The following is a 21487-nucleotide window of genomic DNA, read 5'->3' as shown; positions in this document are numbered from 1 at the left end:
CGGATACCTCGCGCACGCGCCGGCGTCAGCCGGGTGCGCCATTCGCGTCAGGCAGGGAAGCTAGGGGACGGCGCTGGTAGCCCACAAGAGGCCGGCCGTCTGGTGGTCATACAAGGTCATGCGGAACTCCGTCGTTGCTCGCGCATCGCGGCGAGCTTCTGCGCCTGGTATTCGCGGCAGGCATTGCCGAAGGCGCCGAACATCTTCATCGAATAGGGGTTGTGCTGGATGCGCCACTCGGGGTGCCACTGCACCGCCAGGGTGAAGCCGGGCGCGGTGGATACCGAGAACGCCTCGACCAGCCCATCTTCCGCTACTGCTTCGACGACCATTCCCGGCGCGAGTTCATTGATGCCCTGGCCGTGCAGCGAGTTCACGGGAATCTCGGACTGGCCCAGCATGCGCTCCAGGCAGCCGCCCGGGGTGAGCGTCACGTTGTGGGCGTCGCCGTACTGCTCGTCCATGCCGAGCTCGGGGTTCTCGCGGTGGTCGAACTTGCCGGCCACGGTCTGCACCGCCTGGTGCAGGCTACCGCCGAGGGCCACGTTCATTTCCTGGAAGCCGCGGCAGATCGCGATGATCGGGATGCCGCGCTTCACGGCTTCGCGGATCAGCGGCAGCGTGGTCTGGTCGCGCGCCGGATCTTGCGGCAGGCTGGGGTCGAGCACTTCTTCGGAGTAGTAGCTCGGGTGCACGTTCGAAGCCGAACCGGTCAGCATGATGCCGTCGCACAGGGACAGCATGGTTTCCAGGTCGAGCGAAGCGCCCAGCGAGGGCAGGATCATGGGAGCACAGTCGGCGCCGAGGACGACGGCGTCGACGTACTTGTGCTGGGCAGCGTGATATGGATGTTCGCCGAAATCACGCGTGCATGCGGGGACGATGACGATGGGGCGCATGTCTCTACCTTGTCGTGAAGCGCACGAAACCATGATAGAGCATTCTGGTCCGGGCGCGAGTGGCCTATGACTCAGATCAACTGCGCCAAAACAATGTGGCGCTAGAAGGTGCTTGCGTTCTGCTGATCTGCCTAGTGTTCATAGCAAAAGCTTAACGGTAACTCGAGAAGCATGCCAACACGCTAAGACATCGCCAATTCGTGAAATATTATTTCAAGAGGCTGCCTTCGATGAAATTTTCTTTCATCCCATCGGATGGTCATGCAGTAGCAATCTGTTACAGCTGCCGAGTGCACCGGCTGCAGAGGAATTGCGTTATGTAAGGACAAGCGGGTGCGCGTCGTGCCCGCGCTGCATTTCATGGAGAAACGATGAAACCCCTGCTCGCCGCCCTCGCCTTGCTGGCATCGATCAACCACGCTGCCGCCGGCGAGATCTCGCTGTTCACGGATGCGGACTACCGCGGCCGTCCCTTGATGCTGCGTGAACCGGTCACGAACCTGGACAGGATCGGGTTCAACGACCGCGCGTCGTCGGCCATCGTTCGTTCGGGCACTTGGGAAATCTGCGAGCACAAGGATTTCGGCGGCCGCTGCATCGTGCTGGGGCCGGGCGAATACCGGATGTTCGACGGCTTCAACGACCAGGCGTCGTCGGTACGCGAACTGGAGCGCGGACGCGGACGCGATGGCTACCGGGACCGCGACCCGCGCCATGACGATGGCGGCTGGGGACGGCGTGGGCCCAGGGACGACGACCGGCGCGGTCCACCGGTCGAGCTGTTCGCCGACCGCCATTTCAGCGGTGAAGGCGTGATGCTGGGAAGCGATGTGCAGTCCCTGCGTTCACGCAATTTCAACGACCGCGCGGGTTCGATGATCGTGCGCGAAGGCGAATGGCAAGTCTGCGAGCACGACGACTACCGCGGGCGCTGTGCCGTCTACGGGCCGGGCCGCCATTCGCTCCCGCGCGGCCTGGACGGCATGGTGTCGTCGGTGCGCAGGGTACGCTGACACCGGCCCGTTCCCGACCGTCCGCCCCCGCGGCGCGAAAACGTCTACCATGGCTGTCCCGACACAGCCCTGGAGACCACGGCCATGCCGACACTGAACGACCCCGGCCTGCTGCGCCAGCAGGCCTTCATCGGCGGCGAATGGCTTGATGCCTTCGACGCCTCGACCATCACCGTCACCAATCCCGCCACCGGCGAGACCCTCGGCACCGTGCCGCACATGGGTGCGCAGGAAACTCGCCGCGCGATCGAAGCCGCCGACAAGGCCTGGCCCGCATGGCGCCGCAAGACCGCCAAGGAGCGCGCCGCCGTCCTGCGCCGCTGGTACGAGCTCATGATGGAAAACGCCGACGACCTGGCGCTCCTGATGACGCTCGAGCAGGGCAAGCCGCTCGCCGAATCCAAAGGCGAAGTGGGCTACGCCGCCTCCTTCTTCGAATGGTTCGCCGAACAGGCCAAGCGCATCGAGGGCGACGTGCTGGAGCCGCCCGCCCCCAATCTGCGCATCCTGGTGACCAAGGAGCCGATCGGCGTGTGCGCCGCCATCACGCCCTGGAACTTCCCGGCCGCGATGATCACCCGCAAGGTCGCCCCGGCGCTGGCCGCGGGCTGCCCGATCGTGCTGAAACCGGCCGGGCTGACGCCCTTCTCGGCCCTGGCGATGGCCGAACTGGGCGCGCGCGCCGGGGTGCCGCCGGGCGTGTTCTCGGTGGTGACCGGCGATTCCGGGGCCATCGGCGGCGAGCTGTGCGCCAACCCGACGGTGCGCAAGCTGAGCTTCACCGGCTCCACCCAGGTCGGGCGCCAGCTGATGGCGCAGTGCGCGCCGACGCTCAAGAAGCTGTCGCTGGAACTGGGCGGCAACGCGCCCTTCATCGTCTTCGACGACGCCGACCTCGACGCGGCGGTCGAAGGCGCCATCGCCTCGAAGTACCGCAACATGGGACAGACCTGCGTCTGCGCGAACCGCATCTATGTGCAGGATGGCGTCTACGATGCATTCGCGGAAAAGCTCGCCGCCGCCGTGGGCAAGCTCAAGGTCGGCAACGGCGTCGATCCGGGCGTGACGCAAGGCCCGCTGATCGAGGATAAGGCGGTCGAGAAGGTCGAGCAGCATATCGAGGACGCCCTGTCCAAGGGCGCCCGCGTGCTGGTCGGCGGCAAGCGCCATCCGCTCGGCCATACCTTCTTCGAACCGACCATCCTGCTCGACGTGACGCCGGCCATGCGCCTGTCGGACGAAGAGACCTTCGGCCCGGTGGCGCCGCTGTTCCGCTTCAAGACCGAGGACGAAGTGGAGGCATTGGCCAACGCAAGCGAATTCGGCCTCGCTTCCTATTTCTATGCGCGCGACGTCGGCCGCGTGTGGCGCGTGGCGGAGCGGATCGAGAGCGGCATCGTGGGCGTGAACACGGGCCTGATCTCGAACGAGGTCGGGCCCTTCGGCGGCGTCAAGCAGTCGGGCATGGGACGCGAAGGGTCGAAGTACGGGATGGACGACTACCTGGTCCTGAAGTACATCTGCCTGGGCGGAATGTAAGTCCCATTCCCCGAAACGCCGCATCCATTCCGCGATTCGGCGCGCCGGTCGCAGCAGACCTGTGCGCCGGCGGCGTCGCTTCCTACAATCCGTCCCATTCGAACCGCTCCACGAAAGGGACACCATGAACAAGCTCGCCTTTCTCTTCCCGCTGGCCCTGCTCGCCGCCTGTGGCAGCACCAACAGCTACCTCGCGCAGAAGAACACCACGGTCGAGATGTACCAGATCCTCGCCAGCCGCCTGGTCGGCACGCCCGAGGAATGGATCACGAAGACGATCCGCGACATGGTGCGCAGCATCGAGACGGCGGCGCAGGCCAGGTCGCGCTACGTCGAAGGCCAGCCGAAACTCGGGCCGGAGCCGGCGATCGCCCAGTTGGACAGTTGAGGATTGAGACCACGGTGTCGTTGTTCAGTTTCCACAGGTTAATATATTTCTTTCAATCGCATTGAAAATCCTTCTACAATTTTTCCCGGCTAGTTAACGCTTTCGCGCTACCAACCGTAGCGCATGAAGCATCGTGTACCTCACTGGGAAGAACAAGAAGATGAACGTATCCAACCTGCGCATCGGCGCCCGCCTCGGCGCGAGCTATGGCCTGCTGCTGGTCCTGATGATCCTGCTCACCGGCGCCGGCGCCTGGCTGCTGCGCGACTTCGATGCCGCGAGCCAGCGCATCCTGCACGACGCCATTCCGAAGGAGCGCCTGGTGACCGAATGGCGCAGCGCGATCGTGCTGAACGCGAACCGCACTGCGCTGGCGCTGGCCACCGAAGATGCGGCCGAGCGCAGCGCGGCGGAAGCCGGCATGCGCCAGACCAGCGAGCGCATTTCGGTCATCATGAAGGAATTGGACCGGACCGTGACCAGCAACGCCGGCAAGACGCTGCTGGCGACTATCCTGGCCACGCGCGCGCAGTACAGCGAGGTGCGCAAGGCCTTGCTGGCGGCCGATGCCGCCGGCGACGCGGCCGCGATCGCGGACGGCAAGGCGCGCCTGGCCACCGCCCTCGGCGCCTACGACACGGGCCTGGCCGCCCTGGCCGGACACGAGCGCGAGCAGGCCGGCAAGATGGAAGCCGCGATCGCCGCCGAGAGCCATCGAGGCCAGCTGCTGCTGGGCGTGCTGTGCACGGTGGCCCTGCTGATCGCTTGCGCCTCGACCGTGCTGGTGACGCGCTCGATCACCCGTCCGCTGCGCCGTGCGGTCGAGGTGGCGCGCACCGTCGCCGCCGGTGACCTGAGCAGCGTCATCGCGGCCGAATCGAAGGACGAGACCGGCCAGCTGCTGGGCGCCCTGCGCGACATGAACGCCAGCCTGCGCGCCATCGTCGGCGAGGTGCGCGGCGGCGCCGAGACCATCGCCACCGCGTCAAGCGAGATCGCCACCGGCAACCTCGATCTCTCGAGCCGCACCGAGCAGCAGGCCGGCTCGCTCGAGGAAACCGCATCGTCGATGGAGGAACTGACCAGCACCGTGCGCCAGAACGCCGAGAACGCGCGCCAGGCCAACCAGCTGGCGCTGCAGGCCTCCCACGTGGCCGAGCGCGGCGGCGAGGTGATCGCGGGCGTGACCACGACCATGGGCGCGATCCGCGCATCGGCGGACAAGATCGTCGACATCATCGGCGTGATCGACAGCATCGCCTTCCAGACCAACATCCTGGCGCTGAACGCGGCGGTGGAGGCGGCGCGCGCCGGCGAACAGGGCCGCGGCTTCGCCGTGGTGGCCTCCGAAGTGCGCACCCTGGCGCAGCGCTCGGCCAATGCGGCCAAGGAGATCAAGGGCCTGATCGACGCCTCGGTGGCGAACGTCGGCGCGGGCAGCCGCCAGGTCGAGCAGGCCGGCGCGACGATGGACGAGATCGTGCGCAGCGTGGCGCGCGTGACCGACATCATGGGCGAGATCACCATGGCCAGCCGCGAACAGGAAACCGGGATCGAGCAGATCAACGGCGCGGTTGCCGAGATGGACACCGTGACGCAGCAGAACGCGGCGCTGGTGGAAGAAGCGGCAGCCGCGGCGCAGTCGCTGCAGGAGCAGTCGGCGCGGCTGGCGGAAGCGGTCAGCGTGTTCCGGCTGGAGGGGACGGCGCAGGGACGCGGCGGCTGGCGGCAGGAAACCTCCGAGGTCCGCGCCCTGGCGCTGGCCTGAAGCTACTTCTTGTACTCGTAGTACTTGCGCGAGTCGCCGCGCACCTGCTCGGCCGGGTACTTGGCGCGGTTGAGCACCATCTTCTCTTCCACCGCGGCGAACAGGTCGACATCGAGCTTGTCGGCCAGGCGCACCAGGTAGACCAGCACGTCGGCCATCTCGTGGCGCACCTCACGCAGCTTGGCGTCGCCCAGTTCTTCAGGGCCGCCATGCTGCAGCCACTGGAAGTGCTCCAGCAACTCGGCCGCCTCCACGGTCAGGGCCGAGGCCAGGTTCTTCGGCGTGTGGAACTGGTCCCAGTCGCGCTCGTCCACGAACGTGCGCACGAGCGCGCGCAGGCGGTTCAAGTCACTGTCCGCGGCGTTCGTCACGGACCTTGTCGCCGTCGAGGTAGCCTTCCAGCACGCGCGCCTGCTTCGGCGCGATCTCTTCAAACGAGCTGACCGTGATGCCGAGGTCGCGCAGCAAGCCGTCGTGCACGCCGTAGACCCAGCTGTGGATGGTCAGCGGCTGGCCGCGTTCCCAGGCGTCGCGCACGATGGTCGTTTGCGCCACGTTGATCACCTGCTCGGCCACGTTCAGTTCGACCAGGCGGTTGACGGCCTGGCGGCCGACCACGTTGCCGAGGTATTTACCGTGCTTGTCGCGGACGTCGCGGACGTGTCCCAGCCAGTTGTCGGCCAGGCCCACGCGGGCGCCGGTCAGCGCGGCGCCCACGCCCGAGCAGCCGTAGTGGCCGCACAGGATAATGTGCTTGACCTTCAGGACGTCGATCGCGAACTGCAGCACGGAGAGGGCGTTCAGGTCGGAGTGGGCGATCACGTTGGCGATGTTCCGGTGCACGAACAGTTCGCCCGGCGCCATGCCCAGCAATTCATTCGCGGGCACGCGGCTGTCCGAGCAGCCGATCCACAGGTATTCCGGCGCCTGCTGTTCCGACAGCGCTTTGAAGAAGTTCGGGTCTTCGGCCACCATGGAGGCGGCCCATTTGCGGTTGCGAGCGAAAAGGTCTTCGGCGGTGACGCCCGTTGTCTTGTTATCCAATTTTTCTCCCTGTGTGATGCGTACTGAATAGGCAAAGTATACCAGCCGGACGAAAAAAAACCGCCGAGGGCATTTGCCGTCGGCGGTTCCTCGATCGGCTTCTTATTCGAAGAAGTCCTTGACCTTGTCCATCCACCCTTTGCTCTGCGGGCTATGCTTCGCGCCACCCTCGTTGGTCGAGCGGTCGAACTCGCGCAGCAGGTCTTTCTGCTTGTCGGTCAGCTTGACCGGGGTCTCGACCACCACGTGGCAGAACAGGTCGCCGGTATAACCCGAGCGGACGCCCTTGATGCCCTTGCCCTTGAGACGGAAAGTCTTGCCGGTCTGGGTGCCTTCGGGCACCGTGAACGAGACCTTGCCGGTGAGCGTAGGCACCTCGATTTCGCCGCCCAGCGCGGCCTTGGCGAACGAGATCGGCATCTCGCAGTGCAGGTCGTCGCCTTCGCGCTGGAATACGGCGTGCGGCTTGATGTGGATTTCCACATACAGGTCGCCCGACGGTCCGCCGTTCGTGCCCGGCTCGCCGTTGCCGGTCGAGCGGATGCGCATGCCGTTGTCGATGCCGGCCGGGATCTTCACTTCCAGCGTCTTGTTGCGCTTGATGCGTCCGGCGCCGCCGCAGGCCGCGCACGGTTCCGGGATGATCTTGCCGCTGCCATGGCACTTCGGGCAGGTCTGCTGGATGCTGAAGAAGCCCTGCTGCATGCGCACCTGGCCATGGCCGGCGCAGGTGGTGCAGGTGACCGGTTGCGTGCCTGGCTTGGCGCCGCTGCCGTGGCAGGTGTCGCACTTGTCCCAGCTCGGCACGCGGATGGTGGTCTCGTAGCCGTTGGCCGCCTGTTCCAGCGTGATCTCGAGGTTGTAGCGCAGGTCGGCGCCGCGGTAGACCTGCGGGCCGGCGTTGCGTCCGCCGCGGCCGCCGCCGAAGATGTCGCCGAAGATGTCGCCGAAGGCGTCGCCGAAACCGCCGGCGCCGCCGCCGAAGCCTCCGCCGCCGCCCATGTTCGGATCGACGCCGGCATGACCGTAGCGGTCATAGGCCTCGCGCTTCTCCGGATTGGTCAGCATCTCGTAGGCTTCCTTGACCTCCTTGAACTTCTCCTCCGCTTCCTTGTTGTCCGGGTTGCGGTCGGGGTGGTACTTCATCGCGAGCTTGCGGTACGACTTCTTGATGTCGTCTTCCGACGCATTCTTCGCGACCCCGAGGATCTCGTAAAAATCACGCTTTGCCATTGGCGGCACCTTGCTTGTTTAAATTCTGTGAAACGGTCTTATGCAAAAAAACCGAGCCGGGGAACCATTCGTTCGCAGCGGCTCGGTGGTTCCGTGCTGCGGAGCGGGTCTCGCAACCCGCGCCGCCGGAGATTACTTCGCGTCTTTCACTTCCTTGAAGTCGGCGTCGACCACGTCGTCGGCTTGCGCCTGCTGGCCAGGAGCTTCGCCGCCCGGCTGCTGGCCGCCGGCCGCGCCGGCCTGCTGCGCCTGCATGTCGGCGTACATCTTCTCGCCCAGCTTCTGCGAGGCGGCCGAGAGGCTTGACGTCTTGGCGTCGATGTCCGCCTTGTCGCCCGACTTGATCGCGCCCTCCAGGTCGGTGATCGCCGCTTCGATGGCTTCCTTCTCGCCGGCTTCCAGCTTGTCGCCGTATTCGGTCAGGGACTTGCGGGTCGAGTGCACCAGCGCGTCGCCCTGGTTGCGGGCTTCGGCCAGTTCCTTGACCTTCTTGTCCTCTTCCGCGTTCAGCTCGGCGTCCTTCACCATCTTCTGGATTTCTTCTTCCGACAGGCCCGAGTTCGCCTTGATGGTGATCTTGTTTTCCTTGCCGGTGGCCTTGTCCTTGGCGCCGACGTGCAGGATGCCGTTGGCGTCGATGTCGAAGGTCACTTCGATCTGCGGGGTGCCGCGTGCCGCCGGCGGGATGCCTTCGAGGTTGAACTCGCCCAGGCCCTTGTTACCGGCTGCGATTTCGCGCTCGCCCTGGTAGACCTTGATGGTCACGGCCGGCTGGTTGTCGTCGGCGGTCGAGAACACCTGCGAGAACTTGGTCGGGATCGTGGTGTTCTTGTGGATCATCTTGGTCATCACGCCGCCCAGGGTTTCGATGCCCAGCGACAGCGGGGTCACGTCCAGCAGCAGCAGGTCCTTGCGGTCGCCCGACAGGACCGAACCTTGAATGGCGGCGCCGACGGCGACGGCTTCGTCCGGGTTCACGTCCTTGCGTGCATCCTTGCCGAAGAATTCCTTCACTTTTTCCTGCACCTTCGGCATGCGGGTCATGCCGCCGACCAGGATGATGTCGTCGATGTCGGTGACCTTCACGCCGGCATCCTTGATGGCGATGCGGCACGGCTCGATGGTCTTGGCGATCAGTTCCTCGACCAGGGCTTCCAGCTTGGCGCGGGTGATCTTCATGTTCAGGTGGACCGGAGCGCCGTTCGCCATCGCGATGTAGGGCTCGTTGATCTCGGTCTGCTGCGACGACGACAGCTCGATCTTGGCGCGCTCGGCCGACGCCTTGATGCGCTGCAGGGCGATCGGGTCTTTCGACAGGTCGAGGCCGTTGATCTTCTTGAACTCGTCGATGATGTAGTCGATCACGCGCTGGTCGAAGTCTTCGCCGCCCAGGAAGGTGTCGCCGTTGGTCGACAGCACTTCGAACTGCTTCTCGCCGTCGACGTCCGCGATCTCGATGATCGAGACGTCGAAGGTGCCGCCGCCGAGGTCATACACGGCGATCTTGCGGTCGCCCTTGTCGGTCTTGTCCAGGCCGAAGGCCAGCGCGGCCGCGGTCGGCTCGTTGATGATGCGCTTGACGTCCAGGCCCGCGATGCGGCCGGCGTCCTTGGTCGCCTGGCGCTGCGAGTCGTTGAAGTAGGCCGGCACGGTGATGACGGCTTCGGTGACTTCCTCGCCCAGGTAGTCCTCGGCGGTCTTCTTCATCTTGCGCAGGACTTCAGCCGAGATCTGCTGGGCAGCCAGCTTCTTGTCGCGCACGCCGACCCAGGCGTCGCCGTTGTCGGCCTTGACGATCTGGTACGGCATCAGTGCGATGTCCTTCTGCACTTCTTTTTCGTCGTACTTGCGGCCGATCAGGCGCTTGACGGCGAACAGGGTGTTCTTCGGGTTGGTGACCGCCTGGCGCTTGGCCGGCGCGCCGACCAGGATCTCGCCATCTTCCTGGTACGCGATGATCGACGGCGTGGTGCGCGCGCCTTCCGCATTCTCGATGACTTTCGGCTGGCCATTTTCCATGATGGCGACGCAGGAGTTGGTGGTCCCCAGGTCAATACCGATGATCTTGCCCATGATTTGTTTTCCTTTTAAATACAGTAGTTTCGGATGGATTCGAATATTGGGAAAAACTGCGTGCTTTCAAGGGGCCGCTCATCAGCCCCGGTCAGCGCGCCGTCAGTACTTATTTCGGCGCAGCTGCCGTCACGATGGCCGGCCGCAAGAGGCGGTCGGCAATCATGTAGCCCTTCTGCAGCACGGTGACCACGGTATTGGCCTCCTGCTCGGACGGCACCACGGCCACGGCCTGGTGCTTGTTCGGGTCCAGCTTCTCGCCCGCCTGCGGCATCACTTCGACCAGGCGGTTCTTCTCGAACGCGGCGGCGAGCTGCTTGAGCGTCATCTCGACGCCTTCGCGCATCGCTTCCACGGTCTGGGTTTCGACCTTCAGCGCCATTTCCAGGCTGTCGCGCACCGGCACCATGGCCTCGGCGAAGCTTTCGATGGCGAATTTATGGGCTTTGCTGACATCTTCCTGGGCGCGGCGGCGGATGTTTTCCGCGTCGGCCTTGGCGCGCATGAAGGCGTCATGGGTTTCGGCCAGCTTGGCTTCGGTGGCGCTCAGCTGTGCTTCCAGGTCCGACTGCATGGCTGCGTCGGCGCTCGGCGGCACACCGGCCTGGCCTGCGCTCGCCTGGGCGGCTTCATTGGCGGCAGCAGCGGCATCGGCCTGCGACTGCTGCTGGGACACCTCTTGGTTTTCTTGGTCTTGCATCGAAAAAACTCCTAGAATCAAGGACTTGGCTGAATATACAACGTGTCCTGCCTGACACACAGGCAACCAGATGGGGCGATCTCCTACATTTTCAAGGGGTATTGCAGAGATACCATGCTGAAAAAGTAGAAATCATTTGTTACAAGATTTACGGTTTACCTGAATCATTTCCCTGAGAAAAGTCTTAACCTTCTTGTCAAGCTTGCGACAAGCTGATCGCTGGCTTCAAGGAAACCATCATGAGACTTCAACTGATCAGTAGTGCTGTCGTGCTCTATACCATCGCGGTGCTCGCGTGGCTGTGCTACGTCGGGATCAGTGCGTCGCCGTGGCATTCGTGATGGCGGCGACGCCGTCGGGCAACCGTTTATTTTAACAGGTCGGCAACACCGGCTTCCGCGCCCAGCTGGGCCGCGTACTGGGCGCCCACCAGCGCGTCGCGCTTCTGGGCCGCGCGCTGGGCCGGGCTGAGGATGGTCGGCCAGCCGACCAGGTGCTGTTCGGCGATTTCGGCCAGGCCCGCGATCCAGGCCGGCGAATCGTTCAGGCAAGGAATGTAGTGGAATTCCTTGCCGCCGGCAGATTCGAAATCGTGCCGCACTTCCATATTGATTTCTTCCAGGGTTTCCAGGCAGTCGCTGGTAAAGCCCGGACAGATCACGTCGATGCGTTCGAGACCCTGGCGCGCCAGTTCCTGCACCGTCGGCGCGGTATACGGCTGCAGCCACTCGGCCTTGCCGAAGCGCGACTGGAAGGTGACGACGTACTCGTCGGCGCCCATGCCCAGGGCCACCGCCAGCAGGCGCGCGGTCTTGTGGCATTCGCAGAAATAGGGGTCGCCCAGCATCAGGGTGCGCTTCGGCACGCCGTGGAAGCTCATCACCAGCTTCTGGCCGCGGCCGTGGGTTTCCCAATACGATTCGACGCGCTCGCGCAGCGCCTCGATGTAGCCCTCGTGGTCGTGGTAGTGCTTCACCAGGCGCAGCTCGGGAACGTTGCGCACCTTGCCGAAGTGGGCGTAGACGGCGTCCCAGATCGAGGCCGTGGTGGTGCCGGAATACTGCGGATAGGCCGGCAGCACGACGATGCGCTCGACGTGTTCGGCTTTCAGCTGGTCCAGCACCTCGGGCAGCGACGGCGAGCCGTAGCGCATCGCCATCACTACCTTCACGTTCTCGTGCTCGCGCTCCGCCAGCTGCTTGCCCAGCAGCGTCGCTTGCCTGGAAGTGAACACCTTCAGCGGCGAGCCGTCCCTGGTCCAGATGGTGCGGTACTTCGCGGCCGACTTGCCCGAGCGGAAAGGCAGGATGAACAGGTGCAGGATGAACCACCACACCTTCGACGGAATCTCGACCACGCGCGGATCGGAAAGGAACTGCTTCAGGTAACGGCGCACCGCCTTGCGGCTGGGCTCGTCCGGGGTACCGAGGTTGACCAGCACGATGGCGTTGCCGGGAACGGTACCGTGGGTGAAAGGCGGTTCTTTTCTGAATGGCATGAGCGACGATGGTGAAAAGGGAGGCACTATTATAGATTGGCCTCCCCTTCCGCCACGCATGTGGAAGGCTTACAACAGCGGGTCAGCTCAGGTCGTCACGCGCAGACGCACGTCGATGTTGTTGCGGGTGGCGTTCGAGTAGGGGCAGACGATGTGGGCCTTGTCGACCAGTTCCTGCAGCTGCTGCTGGTCCATGCCGGGGCCGTTGACCGTGAGGTCGACCTCGATGCCGAAGCCGGTCGGGATCTGGCCGATGCCGACGTCGCCGGTCACGGTCAGGTCTTGCGGCAGCGTCACCTTGGCCTGGCTCGCCACGAATTTCAGCGCCCCCAGGAAGCAGGCCGAATAGCCGGCCGCGAACAGCTGCTCGGGATTGGTGCCGGGGCCGCCGCCACCGCCGAGTTCCTTCGGGGTGCTCAGTTGCAGGTCCAGGACGCCGTCGGAACTTTTCGAGCTGCCTTCACGGCCGCCTTGCGACGTGGCCTGGGCGCGGTACAGCACTTTGTCGATGCTCATTGGACTTTCCTCCTGTGTTGTTGTGGTCGCGTTCGCGGATGCGGAACGTTGGCTACTTTGCCATAGAACGGAAATCCTCGGTGTTCGTCCCGCGGCCATCTCGGCGTATTCGACTGGGATAATTTCCTTGGCTCCGTCCTGCGGATAAGCACTTTCGCAGATACTGATGCTGCGAAAGGAGACTGCGCTTCATGGGAACCCAACACAACGTCCGCCTAGCGGTGCTGATCGACGCCGATAATGCACAGTCCTCGATCATCCGGGAGTTATTGGTCGAGGTCTCGAAATACGGCGTTGCCACGGTCAAGCGCGTCTATGGCGACTGGACCACGCCGAACCTGAGAGGCTGGAAGGAAACGCTGAACCAGCACGCCTTGCAGCCGATCCAGCAGTTCAGCTATACGAGCGGAAAGAACGCGACCGATTGCGCGCTCATCATCGATGCGATGGACTTGCTGCATTCGGGCCGCGTGGACGGCTTCTGTCTGGTGTCGTCCGACAGCGATTTCACGCGGCTGGCAACCCGGATCCGCGAATCCGGGCTGGTGGTGTACGGCTTCGGCGAGCAGAAGACGCCGCCGCCCTTCGTCGTCGCCTGCGACAAGTTCGTGTACACCGAGATCCTGCGCGCAGCCACGTCGCCCGCGCCCACTGCGCCGGTCGAGACGGCAGGAAGCAAGCAGCTGGAAAGCATCCTGAAAGATGCCGTCACCGCCGCGATGCGCGACGATGGCTGGGCCCCACTATCCGGCGTGGGTGCCCTGATCACGAAGACCAATCCGGACTTCGATGCCCGCAACTACGGCTACGCGAAATTGAGCGGACTGATGCGCGCGCAGGCATTCCTGGAACTGAAGACCGTCAGTTCCAGCGAAGGAATTGGTGCGGCAACACTGTATGTCCGCTTCCGGGACGAGAAGCAGTCCAGGGCGAGCGCGTCATCGTCGGGCACGTAGTCCGCCCGTGCCGAAGACGCAACACCTCGACTTGGCACTATCAATGGCTCAGACCACCGGTTTCAGCGGCATGGTCTCGTGCGAAAAGATGACGCTTTCGCTGCTGCTTGCGGCATGCGACCACGACGCGTCTTCGAAACGCACGTAGTACTCGTCGGATTGGGCTGCCAGGACAAACACTGCCAACACCCGCAGGAAGTCCTCCAGTACGAACCGCGGCCGGTCCAGGTCTGCAGGGAAAAAGGTCAGCTCACAAAACACCCGGTCGATGCAAGTCCAGTGAAAAAAGGCCTGGAGGTGGCGCGGAATGGCCGGTCCCTGCCACACCGTGGACAGCGCTCCGCTTGGGCGCGACAGGCAATCCTGCAGCGTGCCCTGGGCAATCGCATTGCCGTCGCCATCCGTGGCGCGCGTCAGCTGCCAGCGTATTGCGATCACCGTGACCAGGGCCTGGGCGCCCGCAGTCGAAATATGCTCTGAAAAATTGATATCCCGGCAGGCGCCATCGTCCTCCAGCAGGCAGCGGACGATGGCATCAGGCGACATCGCTCAGGACGCCAGCAATTCCCGCGCATGCTTGCGCGTGGTCTCGGTAATCTCGATCCCGCCCAGCATGCGCGCCACCTCTTCCACCCGCGCCCGGTTGTCGAGCACGTCGATGCGCGACACGGTGCGGCCTTCGCCCGTGGTGCCCTTGGCCACCTGGAAATGCTGGTTGGCCTGGCTCGCCACCTGCGGCAGGTGGGTCACGCACAGCACCTGGCGCTGCTGGCCCAGGCGCTTGAGCAGGCGGCCGACCACCTCGGCCACGCCGCCGCCGATGCCGGTGTCGACCTCGTCGAAGATCAGGGTCGGGGTGGTGGTGGCGTGCGCGGTGATCACGGCGATCGCCAGCGAGATGCGCGCCAGTTCGCCGCCCGACGCCACCTTGGCCAGCGGCCGCGGGGCGACGCCGGTGTGGCCGGCGACCAGGAATTCGACCTGCTCCAGGCCATGCGCGCCCGGCTCGCCTTCGCTCAGCGCCACCGCGAAGCTGCCGCCGCTCATGCTCAGTTCCTGCATCGCGGCCGTGACCTGGCGGCCCAGCTCGACGGCCGCCGCGGCGCGCCGCTTCGACATGCGCTGCGCCACCGTCATGTAGGCGGCCTTGGCCTTGTCTTCCTGCTTGCGCAGACCTTCGAGGTCGCTGGCGTCGGCCAGCTGCTGCAGCTTGGCCTTGAGGGCCGCATGCTCTTCGTGCAGCTCTTCCGGCGTGGTGCGGAACTTGCGGGCGGCGCTGTGCAGCGCGTCCATGCGGGCGTCGACTTCGCGCAGGCGGTCCGGGTCGAGCTCGACCTTGTCGATGTAGTTGTTGAGCGCGTACACCGCTTCCTGCAGCTGGATGCGGGCCGGCTCCATGCAGTCGAGCACGGTCTGCAGCTGGGCGTCGACGTCCACCAGCTTGCCCAGCTTCGAGTTCAGCGAAGACAGCTGCGACAGGATCGGGCTGTCCGATTCCGAGATCGCCTGCAGCGCTTCCTGGGCGCCGTCGAGCAGGCTGGCGGCGTGCGACAGGCGGCTGTGCTCGTTGCTGATCTCGGCCCATTCGCCGGCCTTCGGCGCCAGCTTGTCGAGTTCGCCGACCTGCCATTCGAGGCGTTCGCGCTCGAGCAGCACGTTGCGCGCGTCGTTCTCGAATTCCTCGCGCTGGCGCACCAGGGCGCGCCAGGATTTGTAGGCGGTCTGGATCTCGAGGATGTCGGCCATCGTGCCCGGCTCGCGCACGGCGATCTGGTTGTCGAGCAGCTCGCGCTGCGCCTCGGTTTTCAGCAGCGACTGGTGCGCGTGCTGGCCGTGGATGTCGACCAGCATCTCGCCCAGGTCGCGCAGCTGGGTCGCGGTGGCGCTGACGCCGTTGATCCAGGCCTTGGAGCGGCCGGCGTTGTCGATCACGCGGCGCACCAGCGCGGTGCCCTCTTCCACATTGAACTCGTTGGCGGCCAGCCAGGAGCGCGGCGTGGTGCCGAGCACGAATTCGGCGGTGATGTCGGCCTTGGCCGCGCCTTCGCGCACCATGCTCGCGTCGCCGCGCCCGCCCAGCGCCAGTTGCAGCGCGTCGATCAGGATCGACTTGCCGGCGCCGGTCTCGCCGGTGAACACCGTGAAACCGTTCGAGAACTCGAGTTCGATCGTGTCGACGATGACGAAGTCACGGATGGTAAGTGTGCGCAGCATGAAAAATCGGGTCTCCTGTGTAGCTCGATGTCTCGTTCAACCGAGCTTGCCTTCGTTGGTCGGGTATTCGTTCCAGTGCAGCTTTTCACGCAGCGTATGGTAATAGCTCCAGCCGCAGGGATGCAGGAAGGTGATCGTGTGCGGCGAGCGCGAGATGACGATACGGTCGCCCAGCTGCAGGCTGGTAAACGTCTGCATGTCGAAGTTGACGCTGATGTCGCGCCCGGCGACCAGCTCGACCACGATCTCGCTCTCTTCCGGCACCACGATCGGGCGGTTCGACAGCGCATGCGGCGCGATCGGCACCAGGGTCACGCCCTGCAGGCGCGGATGCAGCAGCGGGCCGCCGGCCGACAGCGCATACGCGGTGGAGCCGGTCGGGGTCGAGACGATCAGGCCGTCCGAACGCTGGTTGTACATGAATTCGCCATCCACCGTCACGCGCAGCTCGACCATGCCGGCGCCGGTGCCGCGCGCCACCACCACATCGTTGAAGGCGACGCTGCAATAGATCTCGGCGCCGTCGCGCACCACGCGCGCCGCCAGGAGGGTGCGCTCTTCGGCCTGCACCTGGCCGCCCTTGAGGATCTCGTCCAGGGCCGGAACCATGCGGTCGATCGGGATGTCGGTGATGAAGCCCAGGCGGCCGGAGTTGATGCCGATCAGCGGGATGTCGTAGCGCGCCAGCTGGCGCGCGATGCCTAGCATGGTGCCGTCGCCGCCCATGACCACCGCGTAATCCGCGCGTTCGCCGATCTCGGCCACGCTCATGGCTTCCACCTCCGCCATGCCGAGGTGGGCCGCAGTGTCGGCCTCGAACACCACGCGATAGCCGGACGCCTCCAGGTAGTCGACCAGCCGCTTGACGGGCTCGTCGATGCCGGGAGTGTTTTGCCGCACCACGAGCGCGATGATTTGTTGCGGTTCAGGCGTCACAGGCATGTCTCGGGTGGTTGCTAAGGAGCTGCGAGATTAACCGATTCTCCCAGCGTCTGCCATACGAGCCCGGGCGGATGGGCGGCAAATGACTGTACAAATAAACAGTATGAGCGAGTATAAGCGCTAGCCCGGCCTCAGAGCAAGATCATGCTGATCGCCGCCGTCATGGCGATGCCCATGGTGATTACATGCAGGAACATCAGGACCGCCCAGCGCAGCGCGGTGACGGTGCGGCCGCCGCCATAGACACGGCGCAGCGCCGTCGGCAGGTAGAAGGTCAGCCACGCCAGCAGCACGAAACGCACGAAGTTCCAGCCGTCCGCCACGACAAACAGGCTCAGCATGAGAAAGGCGAAGGCATTGCTGTGCAAGGCGAACAGGAAATGTTCGCCATAGCGTCGGCCGGAACCGAGGTAGAGAAGCTTCAGGTAGAGGGCAAACACCGGCATCATCAGGAAGATCGCGTAGGGGACATAGCTGAAGAAGGTGCGCTTGGCCAGGTCCTTGAGCTGGTCACGCGGCAAGGACAGGACCTTGTTGATCCGATCGCTCAAGCTCTTGCTGTACTCGCCAAACGCCTGTACTTCGATCTGCTTGCTCTCGATTTTCCCGGGTTTCGCCTTATCGGGCGCGGTGGCAGGCGCAGTGAGGGCCGCCTGGGCTCGTTCGGCCTGCGGCGACCGCTCGCTCTCGCCCAGGTTGATGATCTCCACGCCGCTCATCTTGATGACGAAGAAGAAAATGATGCTGAAGCTGAGGTACAGACGCAGCGGCTCGACGTAGCGTACGCGCCGGCCTTCGATGTATTCGCGGGTCAGCAGTCCCGGTTTGAAAATCAAGAGCTTCAGGGAATGCCACAGCTTGCCCTCGAGCGCCACGTAGTGGGCGACGAATTCGTGCAGGAATTCGCGCGCGCTCGGCACGTGCAGGTGGGTCGCCTGCCCGCACTGCTGGCAGAAATTACCTTGTGTGATGGCGCCGCAGTTCCGGCAGTTTTCCAGGTGCTGATGTTCGATGAGGGCGTCGGTAGTCACGATGCGGTCCGGGCGGCTGGGCGAAGCCATCATGTTAGCCGTTCAATTGCAAAAAAGCATCTCTCATTCCCACGTCAAAGGGCCAATTGCGCGACTTCATTCGCCGCAAACGCTTACGATTCAGTCAAAGCACATGCAAGGAGAGCAACATGGTGACTGAAACCAAAGACCGCTTCGTGAACACGAAGGCCCCGATTGAAAACGACCAGGTCAAGCGCCAGCCTCACGAGCGCGACGAAAGCCCGGACGGCCAGGACCAGGAACCGCGCGGCGTCATCAAGCAGGCCGCCGAAGACATCGCCCAGGGCCTGCAGAACACCGACTGCTACGGCACCAACGACGAGGGCCTGGACCGCGCCGTCGATCCGAAGCCCGGCGCCAGCGGCCAGGCCAATCCCCAACCCGACCGCCATCGCTCGATGGCGCGCCACGATTCCGTCGATTCGGAACCGGGCAAGAACCGATAAAGGAAAACAGCAATGACCATTAAACGCAACGGCAGCGCCGTCTGGAGCGGCGGCCTGAAGGACGGCAAGGGTGCGGTCTCGACCGGCAGCGGCGTCCTCAGGGATTCCCAGTACGGCTTCAACACCCGCTTCGAAGACGGCCCCGGCACCAACCCGGAAGAACTGATCGGCGCCGCCCACGCCGGCTGCTTCACGATGGCCCTGTCCGGCCAGCTCGGCCAGGCCGGCCTGACCGCCGAAGAACTGCGCACCACGGCCACCGTATCGATGGAAAAGGTCGAAGGCGGCTTCTCGATCACCGCCGTGCACCTCGACCTGGTGGCGAAGATCCCCGGCGCCAGCCAGGAAGCTTTTGATAAGGCCGCCACCACCGCCAAAGAAAACTGCCCGGTGTCGAAGCTGCTGAACGCCGAGATCACGCTGACCTCGCGCCTCGAGAACTGAACGTCGCGTTCAATGTCCGGATGTCCGCCCGCGCGGCATCCGGCTGCCGCCCTGCAAAAACCGCGCCCACCGCATAAAATGCCCTCTTTCCGTTTCTCCTGAAAGACCCCCCATGCGCATCCTGCACACCATGCTTCGCGTCGGCGACCTGCAACGCTCCATCGACTTCTACACCAATGTGCTCGGCATGAAACTGCTGCGCACCAGCGACAACCCCGAATACAAGTACAAGCTCGCCTTCCTCGGCTACGGCAGCAACCCCGACCACGCCGAACTCGAGCTGACCTACAACTACGGCACCGACAGCTACGACATGGGCACCGCCTATGGCCACATCGCCATCTCGGCCGACGACATCTACGCCACCTGCGACACCGTGCGCGCAGCCGGCGGCAACATCACCCGCGAACCGGGCCCGGTCAAGGGCGGCACCACCGTGATCGCCTTCATCACCGACCCGGACGGCTACAAGGTCGAGCTCATCGAGCGCAAGGACAATGCCGCTGGCGCCGGCCTCTCCAGCTGAAAACTAGCAGCGCCCGGCAAGCTCTGCCGGGCGCTGCTACACTATCCCCCGCCTGGATCCCCAGGCAACAAATCAATACGTCTTCGGGGCGGGGTGCGATTCCCCACCGGCGGTATGGCCTGCAATGGGCCGAGCCCGCGAGCGCCTGCGTGAGCAGGGTCAGCAGACCTGGTGAGAAGCCAGGGCCGACGGTATAGTCCGGATGAAAGAAGATGTGCGCTGTCATGCGCTGTTCCTGCCGTCCTTGATGGCTGGGAGAGCGTGCGTATCCGCTTTGCCCTGATGCGTTTTTCGCCATAGCCATTTCGCGAGGAGCGTTTCACATGTTAGTCACCACCCCCCCTACCCTTCACAGCACCGACCTGGAAGGCCGCATCGCCGCTGCCCTGGAAGCCACCCGCAACGGTGTCCCTGTCATCCTGCTCGACGATTTCGACCGCGAGAACGAGGCCGACCTGATCGTCGCCGCGGAAAAGCTGAGCGTCGAAACCATGGCGCTCCTGATCCGCGAATGCAGCGGCATCGTGTGCCTGTGCCTGTCCGCCGACAAGGTGCGCGCGCTGGAACTGCCGCCAATGGTGCTTGAAAACGGCAGCCGCTACGGCACCCCGTTCACGGTCTCGATCGAGGCGCGCCATGGCGTCACCACCGGCGTGTCGGCCCTGGACCGCGTCACCACCATCCGCACCGCCATCGCGGCGGATGCGAAACCGGAAGACCTGGTGCGCCCCGGCCACGTGTTCCCGCTGCGCGCGACCCCGAACGGCGTGCTGGCGCGCGCCGGCCATACCGAAGGCTCGGTCGACCTCGCCATCATGGCCGGGCTACAGCCGGCATCGGTGCTGTGCGAGTTGATGAATCCGGATGGGACGATGATGCGCGGGGAGCAGATCGAGGAGTTCGCCGCCTTGCACGGCTTCCCGATCTTGACCATCGCCGAAATGATCGAGTGGCGTAAACAACGCGGCGCGTAACGCCGCGTATGCCGGTGTGGGCGGAATATCCGCCCACACCGTTCGACATCAAGCCAGCGGATCGATCACGAACGCCGGCATACGCTGGTTGTTGGTCGCACATTCCAGGAACTTGTCGGCCGTCGACAGCGCTTCGTTGATGGTCACGTCCATGTCCAGGTAACGATAGGTGCCGAGGCGGCCCACGAACGTCACGTTCGGCTCGTCGTTCGCCACCTTGACGTAACGTTCCAGCTGCTCCTTGTCGCGCGCCTGGCGGATCGGGTAGTAGGGAATGTCCTTTTCTTCGCACTGGCGGCTGTATTCCTTGTACAGCAGGGTCTTCTCGTGCTTTTCCCACGGCGAGAAGTGCTTGTGCTCGGTGATGCGGGTATAAGGCTGTGCATTGTCACAATAATTGATGACGGCATTGCCCTGGTAGTCGCCGGTGTCGCGGAACACTTCGAAGTCCAGCGTGCGGTACGGCAGGCGGCCTTCGGTGTGCTTGAACCAGGCGTCGATCGGGCCGCTGTAGAACACGTGGGCGTAGTCGCCCTTGTTGGCCGGATCGAAGGTGGTGTTCAGGTGCACGGTAACGCCCGGCACGTCGAGGATCTTCTCGACCAGCGCGGTGTAGCCGTCTTCCGGCATGCCCTGGTATTTGTGGGCGAAGTAATTGTCGTCGTAGTTGAAGCGCACCGGCAGGCGTTTCAGGATGCTGGCCGGCAGTTCGGTCGGCTGCATGCCCCACTGCTTGACGGTATAGGTCTTGAAGAAGGCTTCGTACAGCTCGCGGCCGACGAAACGCAGCGCCTGGTCTTCGAAGGTCACCGGATTCTCGATCGACTTGTCGCCGAGCGAGGCCAGGAATTCCTGGGCTTCGGCCGGGCGGAAGGTCTTGCCGAAGAACTGGTTGATGGTGAGCAGGTTGATCGGCAGCGTGTAGACGCTGTTGTTGGTGATCGCCTTGACCCGGTTCACATAGGGCATGAAACGGCTATAGCGGTTCACGTACTCCCAGACGCGCTCGATGTCGGTGTGGAAGATGTGCGGTCCGTAGATGTGCACCATGACGCCGGTTTCGGCGTCGCGTTCGGAATGGCAGTTGCCCGCGATGTGAGGGCGCGATTCGAAGATCTCGACTTGATAGCCTGCTTCCGCGAGCTGGCGTGCAATGACGGCCCCGGAGAAACCGGCGCCGACGATCGCGATATTCTTTTGCATGTTATTTATCCTTAGGGAAGAAAAATCTGACTTCGGAGCACCGGTGGTCGGGCCCGTGT

The 21487-nt window shown here is 64.2% G+C and carries 22 protein-coding genes and 1 riboswitch; of the genes, 9 read left to right on the top strand and 13 right to left on the bottom strand.

The genetic code is table 11. The features are described from left to right. Positions 1 to 116: 116 nt before the first annotated feature. A complete protein-coding gene (locus LQ564_RS00960; protein WP_231056223.1) occupies positions 117 to 899 on the bottom strand; it encodes a gamma-glutamyl-gamma-aminobutyrate hydrolase family protein in 783 nt (260 codons plus the stop codon). Positions 900 to 1270: 371 nt separating this feature from the next. Here LQ564_RS00960 and LQ564_RS00955 point away from each other — a divergent pair, with 371 nt between their 5' ends. From LQ564_RS00955 to LQ564_RS00940, 4 genes are all read left to right on the top strand, one after another. Further along, entirely contained in the window at positions 1271 to 1912 is a 642-nt protein-coding gene (locus LQ564_RS00955; RefSeq protein WP_231056222.1) for a beta/gamma crystallin-related protein, read from the top strand. Between the two features lie 84 nt (positions 1913 to 1996). Continuing rightward, entirely contained in the window at positions 1997 to 3451 is a 1455-nt protein-coding gene (gene gabD / locus LQ564_RS00950) for an NADP-dependent succinate-semialdehyde dehydrogenase (RefSeq protein WP_231056221.1), read from the top strand. A 124-nt stretch (positions 3452 to 3575) separates the two neighbouring features. Continuing rightward, positions 3576 to 3839 carry a hypothetical protein gene (locus tag LQ564_RS00945; RefSeq protein ID WP_231056220.1) on the top strand — a complete coding sequence of 88 codons (264 nt, stop codon included), beginning with the start codon at positions 3576 to 3578 and terminating at the stop codon, positions 3837 to 3839. Between the two features lie 160 nt (positions 3840 to 3999). Further along, a complete protein-coding gene (locus tag LQ564_RS00940) occupies positions 4000 to 5607 on the top strand; it encodes a methyl-accepting chemotaxis protein (RefSeq protein WP_231056219.1) in 1608 nt (535 codons plus the stop codon). Positions 5608 to 5609: 2 nt separating this feature from the next. Here the strand turns inward: LQ564_RS00940 and LQ564_RS00935 are convergent, their stop codons facing one another. From LQ564_RS00935 to LQ564_RS00905, 7 genes are all read right to left on the bottom strand, one after another. After that, positions 5610 to 5978: a nucleotide pyrophosphohydrolase gene (locus tag LQ564_RS00935; protein WP_231056218.1), complete on the bottom strand. Its 369-nt coding sequence runs from the start codon at positions 5976 to 5978 to the stop codon at positions 5610 to 5612. Further along, the gene (can, locus tag LQ564_RS00930) at positions 5956 to 6651 is read right to left on the bottom strand and encodes a carbonate dehydratase (RefSeq protein ID WP_231056217.1); all 696 of its coding nucleotides are present in this window, start codon (positions 6649 to 6651) and stop codon (positions 5956 to 5958) included. Before can ends, LQ564_RS00935 begins: the two co-directional genes overlap by 23 nt. Before the next feature lie 102 nt (positions 6652 to 6753). Further along, positions 6754 to 7884: a molecular chaperone DnaJ gene (gene dnaJ / locus LQ564_RS00925; RefSeq protein WP_231056216.1), complete on the bottom strand. Its 1131-nt coding sequence runs from the start codon at positions 7882 to 7884 to the stop codon at positions 6754 to 6756. Between the two features lie 132 nt (positions 7885 to 8016). Beyond that, positions 8017 to 9957, bottom strand: a complete 1941-nt coding sequence (gene dnaK / locus LQ564_RS00920; protein ID WP_231056215.1) for a molecular chaperone DnaK — start codon at positions 9955 to 9957, stop codon at positions 8017 to 8019. A 109-nt stretch (positions 9958 to 10066) separates the two neighbouring features. After that, positions 10067 to 10657, bottom strand: a complete 591-nt coding sequence (grpE, locus tag LQ564_RS00915) for a nucleotide exchange factor GrpE (RefSeq protein ID WP_231056214.1) — start codon at positions 10655 to 10657, stop codon at positions 10067 to 10069. Positions 10658 to 11024: 367 nt separating this feature from the next. Further along, positions 11025 to 12155: a ferrochelatase gene (gene hemH / locus LQ564_RS00910; protein ID WP_231056213.1), complete on the bottom strand. Its 1131-nt coding sequence runs from the start codon at positions 12153 to 12155 to the stop codon at positions 11025 to 11027. Positions 12156 to 12242: 87 nt separating this feature from the next. Then, positions 12243 to 12671: an organic hydroperoxide resistance protein gene (locus tag LQ564_RS00905; protein WP_231056212.1), complete on the bottom strand. Its 429-nt coding sequence runs from the start codon at positions 12669 to 12671 to the stop codon at positions 12243 to 12245. A gap of 191 nt (positions 12672 to 12862) precedes the next feature. Between LQ564_RS00905 and LQ564_RS00900 the strand changes: the two genes are divergently transcribed. Continuing rightward, positions 12863 to 13627 (top strand): NYN domain-containing protein, encoded by a 765-nt coding sequence (locus LQ564_RS00900; protein WP_231056211.1) that lies wholly within the window; start codon positions 12863 to 12865, stop codon positions 13625 to 13627. A gap of 48 nt (positions 13628 to 13675) precedes the next feature. On the opposite strand, the gene LQ564_RS00895 is transcribed toward LQ564_RS00900, so the two are convergent. The 4 genes from LQ564_RS00895 to LQ564_RS00880 form a co-directional block, all read right to left on the bottom strand. Continuing rightward, positions 13676 to 14173, bottom strand: coding sequence for a hypothetical protein (locus tag LQ564_RS00895; RefSeq protein ID WP_231056210.1), 498 nt, complete (start codon positions 14171 to 14173; stop codon positions 13676 to 13678). Between the two features lie 3 nt (positions 14174 to 14176). After that, positions 14177 to 15841: a DNA repair protein RecN gene (gene recN, locus LQ564_RS00890; RefSeq protein WP_231056209.1), complete on the bottom strand. Its 1665-nt coding sequence runs from the start codon at positions 15839 to 15841 to the stop codon at positions 14177 to 14179. 36 nt (positions 15842 to 15877) lie between these two features. Beyond that, positions 15878 to 16783, bottom strand: a complete 906-nt coding sequence (locus LQ564_RS00885) for an NAD kinase (protein ID WP_231056208.1) — start codon at positions 16781 to 16783, stop codon at positions 15878 to 15880. A 131-nt stretch (positions 16784 to 16914) separates the two neighbouring features. Then, on the bottom strand, positions 16915 to 17847 hold the full coding sequence (locus LQ564_RS00880) for a DUF3667 domain-containing protein (RefSeq protein ID WP_231056207.1): 933 nt from the start codon (positions 17845 to 17847) through the stop codon (positions 16915 to 16917). A gap of 116 nt (positions 17848 to 17963) precedes the next feature. Between LQ564_RS00880 and LQ564_RS00875 the strand changes: the two genes are divergently transcribed. From LQ564_RS00875 to ribB, 4 genes are all read left to right on the top strand, one after another. Further along, positions 17964 to 18281, top strand: a complete 318-nt coding sequence (locus tag LQ564_RS00875) for a hypothetical protein (protein WP_231056206.1) — start codon at positions 17964 to 17966, stop codon at positions 18279 to 18281. A gap of 12 nt (positions 18282 to 18293) precedes the next feature. Continuing rightward, entirely contained in the window at positions 18294 to 18725 is a 432-nt protein-coding gene (locus tag LQ564_RS00870) for an OsmC family protein (protein WP_231056205.1), read from the top strand. A 112-nt stretch (positions 18726 to 18837) separates the two neighbouring features. Further along, entirely contained in the window at positions 18838 to 19251 is a 414-nt protein-coding gene (gene gloA / locus LQ564_RS00865; RefSeq protein WP_231056204.1) for a lactoylglutathione lyase, read from the top strand. A 75-nt stretch (positions 19252 to 19326) separates the two neighbouring features. Next, positions 19327 to 19469, top strand: a riboswitch (FMN riboswitch). Between the two features lie 105 nt (positions 19470 to 19574). After that, positions 19575 to 20225 (top strand): 3,4-dihydroxy-2-butanone-4-phosphate synthase, encoded by a 651-nt coding sequence (ribB, locus tag LQ564_RS00860; protein ID WP_231056203.1) that lies wholly within the window; start codon positions 19575 to 19577, stop codon positions 20223 to 20225. Between the two features lie 48 nt (positions 20226 to 20273). On the opposite strand, the gene glf is transcribed toward ribB, so the two are convergent. After that, the gene (gene glf, locus LQ564_RS00855) at positions 20274 to 21428 is read right to left on the bottom strand and encodes a UDP-galactopyranose mutase (RefSeq protein WP_231056202.1); all 1155 of its coding nucleotides are present in this window, start codon (positions 21426 to 21428) and stop codon (positions 20274 to 20276) included. Positions 21429 to 21487: the final 59 nt, after the last annotated feature.

Source organism: Massilia phyllostachyos, from assembly GCF_021044825.1.
GTDB lineage: Bacteria > Pseudomonadota > Gammaproteobacteria > Burkholderiales > Burkholderiaceae_D > Telluria > Telluria phyllostachyos.
Note: the sequence above shows the minus strand (reverse complement) of the source record. Positions and strands in the feature narration are given on the sequence as shown.

Excerpts from the sequence above, each read along its gene's own strand:
- LQ564_RS00960 (WP_231056223.1), bottom strand. The coding sequence starts at position 899 with ATGCGCCCCATCGTCATCGTCCCCGCATGCACGCGTGATTTCGGCGAA.
- LQ564_RS00955 (WP_231056222.1), top strand. The coding sequence starts at position 1,271 with ATGAAACCCCTGCTCGCCGCCCTCGCCTTGCTGGCATCGATCAACCAC.
- gabD (WP_231056221.1), top strand. The coding sequence starts at position 1,997 with ATGCCGACACTGAACGACCCCGGCCTGCTGCGCCAGCAGGCCTTCATC.
- LQ564_RS00945 (WP_231056220.1), top strand. The coding sequence starts at position 3,576 with ATGAACAAGCTCGCCTTTCTCTTCCCGCTGGCCCTGCTCGCCGCCTGT.
- LQ564_RS00940 (WP_231056219.1), top strand. The coding sequence starts at position 4,000 with ATGAACGTATCCAACCTGCGCATCGGCGCCCGCCTCGGCGCGAGCTAT.
- dnaJ (WP_231056216.1), bottom strand. The coding sequence starts at position 7,884 with ATGGCAAAGCGTGATTTTTACGAGATCCTCGGGGTCGCGAAGAATGCG.
- dnaK (WP_231056215.1), bottom strand. The coding sequence starts at position 9,957 with ATGGGCAAGATCATCGGTATTGACCTGGGGACCACCAACTCCTGCGTC.
- grpE (WP_231056214.1), bottom strand. The coding sequence starts at position 10,657 with ATGCAAGACCAAGAAAACCAAGAGGTGTCCCAGCAGCAGTCGCAGGCC.
- hemH (WP_231056213.1), bottom strand. The coding sequence starts at position 12,155 with ATGCCATTCAGAAAAGAACCGCCTTTCACCCACGGTACCGTTCCCGGC.
- LQ564_RS00905 (WP_231056212.1), bottom strand. The coding sequence starts at position 12,671 with ATGAGCATCGACAAAGTGCTGTACCGCGCCCAGGCCACGTCGCAAGGC.
- LQ564_RS00900 (WP_231056211.1), top strand. The coding sequence starts at position 12,863 with ATGGGAACCCAACACAACGTCCGCCTAGCGGTGCTGATCGACGCCGAT.
- LQ564_RS00895 (WP_231056210.1), bottom strand. The coding sequence starts at position 14,173 with ATGTCGCCTGATGCCATCGTCCGCTGCCTGCTGGAGGACGATGGCGCC.
- recN (WP_231056209.1), bottom strand. The coding sequence starts at position 15,841 with ATGCTGCGCACACTTACCATCCGTGACTTCGTCATCGTCGACACGATC.
- LQ564_RS00885 (WP_231056208.1), bottom strand. The coding sequence starts at position 16,783 with ATGCCTGTGACGCCTGAACCGCAACAAATCATCGCGCTCGTGGTGCGG.
- LQ564_RS00880 (WP_231056207.1), bottom strand. The coding sequence starts at position 17,847 with ATGATGGCTTCGCCCAGCCGCCCGGACCGCATCGTGACTACCGACGCC.
- LQ564_RS00875 (WP_231056206.1), top strand. The coding sequence starts at position 17,964 with ATGGTGACTGAAACCAAAGACCGCTTCGTGAACACGAAGGCCCCGATT.
- LQ564_RS00870 (WP_231056205.1), top strand. The coding sequence starts at position 18,294 with ATGACCATTAAACGCAACGGCAGCGCCGTCTGGAGCGGCGGCCTGAAG.
- gloA (WP_231056204.1), top strand. The coding sequence starts at position 18,838 with ATGCGCATCCTGCACACCATGCTTCGCGTCGGCGACCTGCAACGCTCC.
- ribB (WP_231056203.1), top strand. The coding sequence starts at position 19,575 with ATGTTAGTCACCACCCCCCCTACCCTTCACAGCACCGACCTGGAAGGC.
- glf (WP_231056202.1), bottom strand. The coding sequence starts at position 21,428 with ATGCAAAAGAATATCGCGATCGTCGGCGCCGGTTTCTCCGGGGCCGTC.